At 70.0% G+C, this 5172-nt stretch carries 10 protein-coding genes; 7 read left to right on the top strand and 3 right to left on the bottom strand.

The features are described 5' to 3' along the window. Positions 1–410 (top strand): DUF1214 domain-containing protein (locus tag ACIKT0_RS12630; protein ID WP_407105679.1); only part of this gene is annotated, 410 nt, incomplete at its 5' end. Next, positions 407–964, top strand: coding sequence for a DUF1254 domain-containing protein (locus ACIKT0_RS12635; protein WP_407105680.1), 558 nt, complete (start codon positions 407–409; stop codon positions 962–964). The genes ACIKT0_RS12630 and ACIKT0_RS12635, both read left to right, overlap by 4 nt. Here the strand turns inward: ACIKT0_RS12635 and ACIKT0_RS12640 are convergent. Then, positions 954–1571: a hypothetical protein gene (locus ACIKT0_RS12640; protein WP_407105681.1), complete on the bottom strand. Its 618-nt coding sequence runs from the start codon at positions 1569–1571 to the stop codon at positions 954–956. The two genes, ACIKT0_RS12635 and ACIKT0_RS12640, sit on opposite strands and share 11 nt — an antisense overlap. Before the next feature lie 283 nt (positions 1572–1854). Beyond that, the gene (gene fabI / locus ACIKT0_RS12645; protein ID WP_407105682.1) at positions 1855–2670 is read right to left on the bottom strand and encodes an enoyl-ACP reductase FabI; all 816 of its coding nucleotides are present in this window, start codon (positions 2668–2670) and stop codon (positions 1855–1857) included. A 212-nt stretch (positions 2671–2882) separates the two neighbouring features. On the opposite strand from fabI, the gene ACIKT0_RS12650 reads away from it, so the two are divergent. Genes ACIKT0_RS12650 through ACIKT0_RS12660 form a run of 3 tightly spaced genes read left to right on the top strand, consistent with a single transcriptional unit; the run spans position 2883 to position 4168 of the window. After that, positions 2883–3569 (top strand): PspA/IM30 family protein, encoded by a 687-nt coding sequence (locus ACIKT0_RS12650; RefSeq protein ID WP_407105683.1) that lies wholly within the window; start codon positions 2883–2885, stop codon positions 3567–3569. 3 nt (positions 3570–3572) lie between these two features. Next, complete coding sequence (locus ACIKT0_RS12655; RefSeq protein WP_407105684.1) at positions 3573–3794, top strand: hypothetical protein; 222 nt, start codon at positions 3573–3575, stop codon at positions 3792–3794. Then, positions 3791–4168, top strand: a complete 378-nt coding sequence (locus ACIKT0_RS12660) for a PspC domain-containing protein (RefSeq protein ID WP_407105685.1) — start codon at positions 3791–3793, stop codon at positions 4166–4168. The genes ACIKT0_RS12655 and ACIKT0_RS12660 overlap by 4 nt, the downstream gene beginning before the upstream one ends. Positions 4169–4174: 6 nt before the next feature. Here the strand turns inward: ACIKT0_RS12660 and ACIKT0_RS12665 are convergent, their stop codons facing one another. After that, complete coding sequence (locus ACIKT0_RS12665; RefSeq protein WP_407105686.1) at positions 4175–4567, bottom strand: c-type cytochrome; 393 nt, start codon at positions 4565–4567, stop codon at positions 4175–4177. Between the two features lie 26 nt (positions 4568–4593). Here ACIKT0_RS12665 and ACIKT0_RS12670 point away from each other — a divergent pair, with 26 nt between their 5' ends. Together ACIKT0_RS12670 and ACIKT0_RS12675 are read left to right on the top strand one after the other, a co-directional pair. Continuing rightward, positions 4594–4911, top strand: coding sequence for a polyhydroxyalkanoic acid system family protein (locus ACIKT0_RS12670; protein WP_407105687.1), 318 nt, complete (start codon positions 4594–4596; stop codon positions 4909–4911). A 3-nt stretch (positions 4912–4914) separates the two neighbouring features. After that, positions 4915–5172: hypothetical protein (locus ACIKT0_RS12675; protein ID WP_407105688.1), on the top strand; the 258-nt coding region annotated here is incomplete at its 3' end.

Here is a 5172-nt window from a genome sequence, read left to right on the forward strand (position 1 = left end):
CTCCAGCGCATAGTCGCAGGCGAGATCGAGCGGCCGCCGGCGACGGCCTCCCCTTCACCGCCGAGACCGACGACGCCGGGCGGCCGCTCGATCTCGCCTGCGACTATGCGCTGGAGGGCCGGCTGCCCAATGCGCGGCTGTGGAGCTTGGCGGCCTTCTCCCCCACCGGCAGGCCGATCGAAAGCGAGGGCGAGGCGGCCGGCCTGAACAGCGCGAACGTCATCCGGTTCGACGGCGGGCCGCTTCGGATCGCGCTGTCGCGGGAGGCGCGGCCCGGAAATTGGCAGCAGCTCAGCGGCGCCGGGCCCTTCGTGCTGAGGCTGACCCTCTACGACACCACGATCGGCACGCCCCTCGACCGCTCCGATCCGGACGCGCTGCTCGCGATCCGGCGGGAGAGCTGCCGATGATGAGGCTGCTTTACGCGATCGCGCTGGGGTTGACGCTCGGCGGCCTCGTGCACATCGCCACACTGTTCGCGGTGCCGCTGATGGCGCCGGGCTCCGCCTATGATCGTCTCGCCGGCGCGGCGCCGGTCGGCCGCTTCGCGGTGCTGCCCGAGGCCGGCGCGGAGACGCTGCCGTTCCGCGATCCCAGCTTCGTCGTGGCCGCCTGCCGGTACGATCTGGCGGGTGGGCCGGTCGCCATCCGGGCGAGCCTGCCCTCCACCTACGGCTCCGTGTCGGTCCACGACCGCTACGGCCAGCCGTTCTATGCGCTCACCGACAAGGCGGCGACCGACGGGGCGGTCGAGGTGACGATCCTGAGTTCGGACGACGTCGCGGCGGCTGAGGTCGAGGAGGCGCCGGAGGGGCGTCCGGCTTTGCGGATCGTGTCGCCGACCGCGACGGGATTCGTGCTCGTGCGGCTGTTCGCGTCCGGTCCGAGCGCGCGGCCGGCGCTGCGGGATCTCGCCGGCAAGGCGAGTTGCGACCGCGAGCCGACGCGTCAGATCAGCCCTTGAACACGCCTCGCGGCGCGCCGAGCGGCCTCAGGCTCGCCAGGACGTCCTCGAAGGCGTCGATCGCGCCCGCGACCTCGATCGAGGCCCGGTCGGGCGTCGCGAGGATCAGGCGGTCGAGCGCGTATCGGTAGGAGACCAGCCGCTCGTCGAACGAGTCACGCACCCAGGCGATGAACAGTCCGTTCTCCTCGATCCGCGCAAGCGAGTTCGATCGTTCGGCAGGCTGCACCTCCGGCACGAGGTCGAGCGCCCTGCCCCGCGCCCGGTCCGCGGCGGCGACGCGCGCGGCGACCCGGAAGAATGGGTCGATCCGGAGCGTGTCGGTCACGACGTCGTCCTTGAGCCGGGCGTAGCGCGCCGCGCTCGATCGGTAGGGCTCCGCGAGCAGCGTCTTCACGTAGGACGCCTTGTCGAACCTCCGGCGGTCGACCGGCAGGATGCGGGTGCGCCGGAGCTCGGCGAGGGCGCGCTGACGCCGCTGCGCCTCGAGCGGCGGCATCACCACGGCCCAGCCCAGATCGCGCAGCAGTCGTTCGTCGTCCGTGAGAGGATAGGCGGAGACCGGCTCCCGGCGCGCGCGCGCCAGAGCGTCGCCGGCGGCCGGCATCAGCTCGTCATGAATCACGTTCGGGACCGGCCGGCCGAAGTCGCCGGTCGCCGGCCCGCAGCCCGCCGGACGCGAGCGCGCCCTCGATCTGGTCGGCGATCTGCAGATAGAGCGGTCCTGCCGCGGCTCCGATCCGCGGCCTCCACGCAGACGTCACGCGCCACGATCCTCGCTACGGCTTCCATACGATCGCGAGATTGTATGCTCGCAATCGTCGAACGTCCAACGGTGGCGCTGGAGGACTGGGGTCGTCGAGGCCGGCGCGATGAACGCGCCCGCCGGGTCAGCCCACGACGGAGATGTCGGGCGCGTCCGGGTTCTTCATGCCGACGATGTGATAGCCGGCGTCGACATGGTGGACTTCGCCGGTGACGCCGCGGCCAAGATCGGACAGCAGATAGAGCGCCGAGTCGCCGACCTCTTCGATCGAGACCGTGCGGCGCAGCGGCGCGTTGTACTCGTTCCACCGGAGGATGTAGCGGAAGTCGCCGATCCCCGAGGCCGCCAGCGTCTTGATCGGGCCGGCCGAGATCGCGTTGACGCGGATCGCCTGCGGGCCGAGGTCGGCCGCGAGGTAGCGCACGCTCGCCTCGAGCGCGGCCTTGGCGACGCCCATGACGTTGTAGTGCGGCATCCACTTCTCGGCGCCGTAATAGGTCAGCGTCAGGATCGAGCCGCCGCCGGACATCAGCTTCTCGGCGCGCTGCGCGATCGCGGTCAGCGAATAGCAGGAGACGAACATCGTCTTGTGGAAGTTTTCGGCCGTGGTCTCGAGGTAGCGGCCGTCGAGCTGGTCCTTGTCCGAGAAGGCGATGGCGTGGACCAGGAAGTCGAGCCCGCCGAGAAGCTCGCCGGTCTTCTCGAAGACGGCGTCGATCGTCGCCGGGTCGGTGACGTCGCAATGGCCGACCACTTCGGCCGAAAGTTCGGCGGCGAGCGGCTCGACCCGCTTCTTCAGCGCCTCGCCCTGATAGGTGAAGGCGAGCTTCGCGCCGGCGGCGGCGGCGGCCTTGGCGATGCCCCAGGCGATCGACCGGTTGTTGGCGACGCCCATCACGAGCCCGCGCTTGCCGGCCATCAGGCCCTGGACTTCCGTCATCTACGCCACCTCTGAAGTCTGCGCCCGCGGGGAGGCGTTGCCTATGGCATAGGCTCCGGGGGGCATCAAGGCGCGCTACCGCGCTGCGCCATCACAGCGCGTTTCAGAAGCCCCGCCCCGCGATGCGCCGCCGTTGATATCCCATGGCATGCGACTTGCTCCGGGTTCGGCGAGCGCGGTCGCTTCCGGCCGCGGCCAGCAGGGAGCTTGGCATGGGAATCATTTCGCGGGCGATCCATGTCGGCCGGTCACACGTGAACTCGGTGGTGACCTGGGCGAGCAATCCGCAGAAGCGCCTTCGGCTGCTCATCCAGGACATGGAGGAGACGCTCGTGAAGGCGCGCTCCTCCGCGATCGCCAGCATCACGGAGAAGAAGGAGCTCGAGCGCCGCGTCGCCAGGCTGAAGGCCGAGGTGGAGGACTGGCAGTCCAAGGCCGAGATCGCCGTTCAGCGCGGCCGCGACGACCTTGCGACCGAAGCCCTGCAGGCCAAGGCGCGCAACGTCTCGATGCTGGCGACGCTCGAGGAGCAGCTCGAAAGCGTGCTTCGCTCGCTCGCCCATCAGAGCCAGGACATGCAGGGCCTGCAGATGAAGCTGCAGGAGGCCAAGGCCCGCGAGCGCGCCATGCGCACTCTCCAGCGCACCGCCACCACGCGGCTGTGGCTGCGCCGCAAGACCTACGACCAGCGCATCGACGCCGCCATGTCGCAGCTCGGCGAAGTGGAGGGACTGCTCGACGAGCTCGAGGGCCGGGTCGAGGTCTATGACGTCGGCCGCACGTCGGAGGTCAACGCCGCGCTGAACCGGCTGGCGATCGAGTCGGCCGCAAGCGCTGAGCTCAAGGACCTCAAGGAGAAGTTCGCCGGCCAGGGCGCGCTCTCCTACGCCAAGAGCTGAGCCTTGCTGTCGGCGCTCGCCTTCCTGTGCTTCGTCGTGACCCCCACCGTGGCGGTCGCGGCGGCGCTCGTCCGCTGGCTGGAGAGCGCGGCCGCGAAGGCCGACGAGGAGGACCGCATGCAGGTCCTGACCAGCAATGCGGCGGACATCGCGATGCGGATCGAGAACCTCGAGACGGTGATGCGCGCCGAGCGCGGCCAGGCGGCGTCGGAGCTCATGCGATGATCCGGCGGGCGCGCGCTCTGGTTCCCCGGCGGCTCGGCGGATGGCTGCTCGGCGTCTGCGCCACGCTTTCGGAGCTCACGGGGATCAACCCGCTGATGTTCCGGGGGGCCTTCCTGCTCGGACTCGTGTTCAGCGCCTCGACCACGCTGCTGGCCTACGCCGCGCTCTACCTCGTGGCGCGGGCGCTCTTCGCCTTCACACGCGACGAGGAGCAGCCAATGATCGAGGCGCCGTTCGGCTCGGGCGAGGCGTCTCGGCCCGCGCTGGTGGGAGACGAACTCGCGATGCTGGAGCGGAAGCTCGCGCGGCTCGAGGCCGAAGCCCTGTCGGCCGACGCCATCACCCGCGCCCGCTTCCGCAGCGCCGGGCTCTGAGCATGGTCAGGGCTGGCCGGCGCCGAGAGACTTCAGGAAGGCCACGAGATCCGCGCGCTGCCCCGCGTCGGCCATGCCCGCGAACGACATCTTCGTTCCCGGAACCTCGGCGTTCGGGTTCTTCAGGAAGGCGTCGAGGCTCGCCTCGTCCCACACGGTTCCCGCAGAGGCCATCGCGTCGGAATAGTGGTATCCTGGCGCGGTCCCGGCCTTCCGGCCGAACACACCGTAGAGCGTCGGCCCGATGGAATTCGCGTCAGGAGCGGCCTTGTGACAGATGCCGCACCGGGCGCGAAACTGCGCCCCTCCGGCGGCCGCGCTGCCGGCCGCTTCCGCGCCGGAGCCGGCGCACAGGGCCGCAATCAGGACCAGCATGGGTCGGACGACGGAAGTCTTCATCGGCCAGGTCCGATCAGGAGGTACAGATGTCGAAGCCAGTGACGATGACGGTCAGTCATCAACTCGGGCAAGAGCAAGCCATCAAGCGAATTAAGGACGGGATCGTCAAGGCGAAGAACATGTCTCTTCCGCTCACGATCGAGGAAGACAGCTGGGCGGACAACGTGCTCCAGTTCCGCGTCAGCGCCATGGGGCAGAGTTGCTTGGGCCAGATCGAGGTGCTGCCCGAGATGGTGAAGCTCGAAGTGACGCTGCCCGGCATCCTCGGCTTCTTCGCCGACAAGTGCATGTCGGTCGTGCGGAAGCGCGCGCAGCTTCTGCTGCAGGCGCCCGGGCGCGGCTGAGGCATGCTCGGAGCCGCCAAAGCGCGCCTGTACCGGCGGCTCGCCACGGCGGTGAAGGCGACCGCGGCGGCGATCATCGTCGTCGTCGGAAGCTATCAGGCGCTGTTCGGCAGCCCCTGGGCCGCGCCGGCTCTCGGCGAGCTCCGCGCCCTCCTCTCCCTGACCTTCGACGGCGGCAGCCAGTTCCGTGTCTCCTGGGGCCCCGCGGCCCCGGAAGCCGGGACTGCGCTGGCGACGCAGGACGTCGCGCGCCCACGAGTG

Source organism: Hansschlegelia beijingensis (genome assembly GCF_045505405.1).
Lineage (GTDB): Bacteria > Pseudomonadota > Alphaproteobacteria > Rhizobiales > Methylopilaceae > Methylopila > Methylopila beijingensis_A.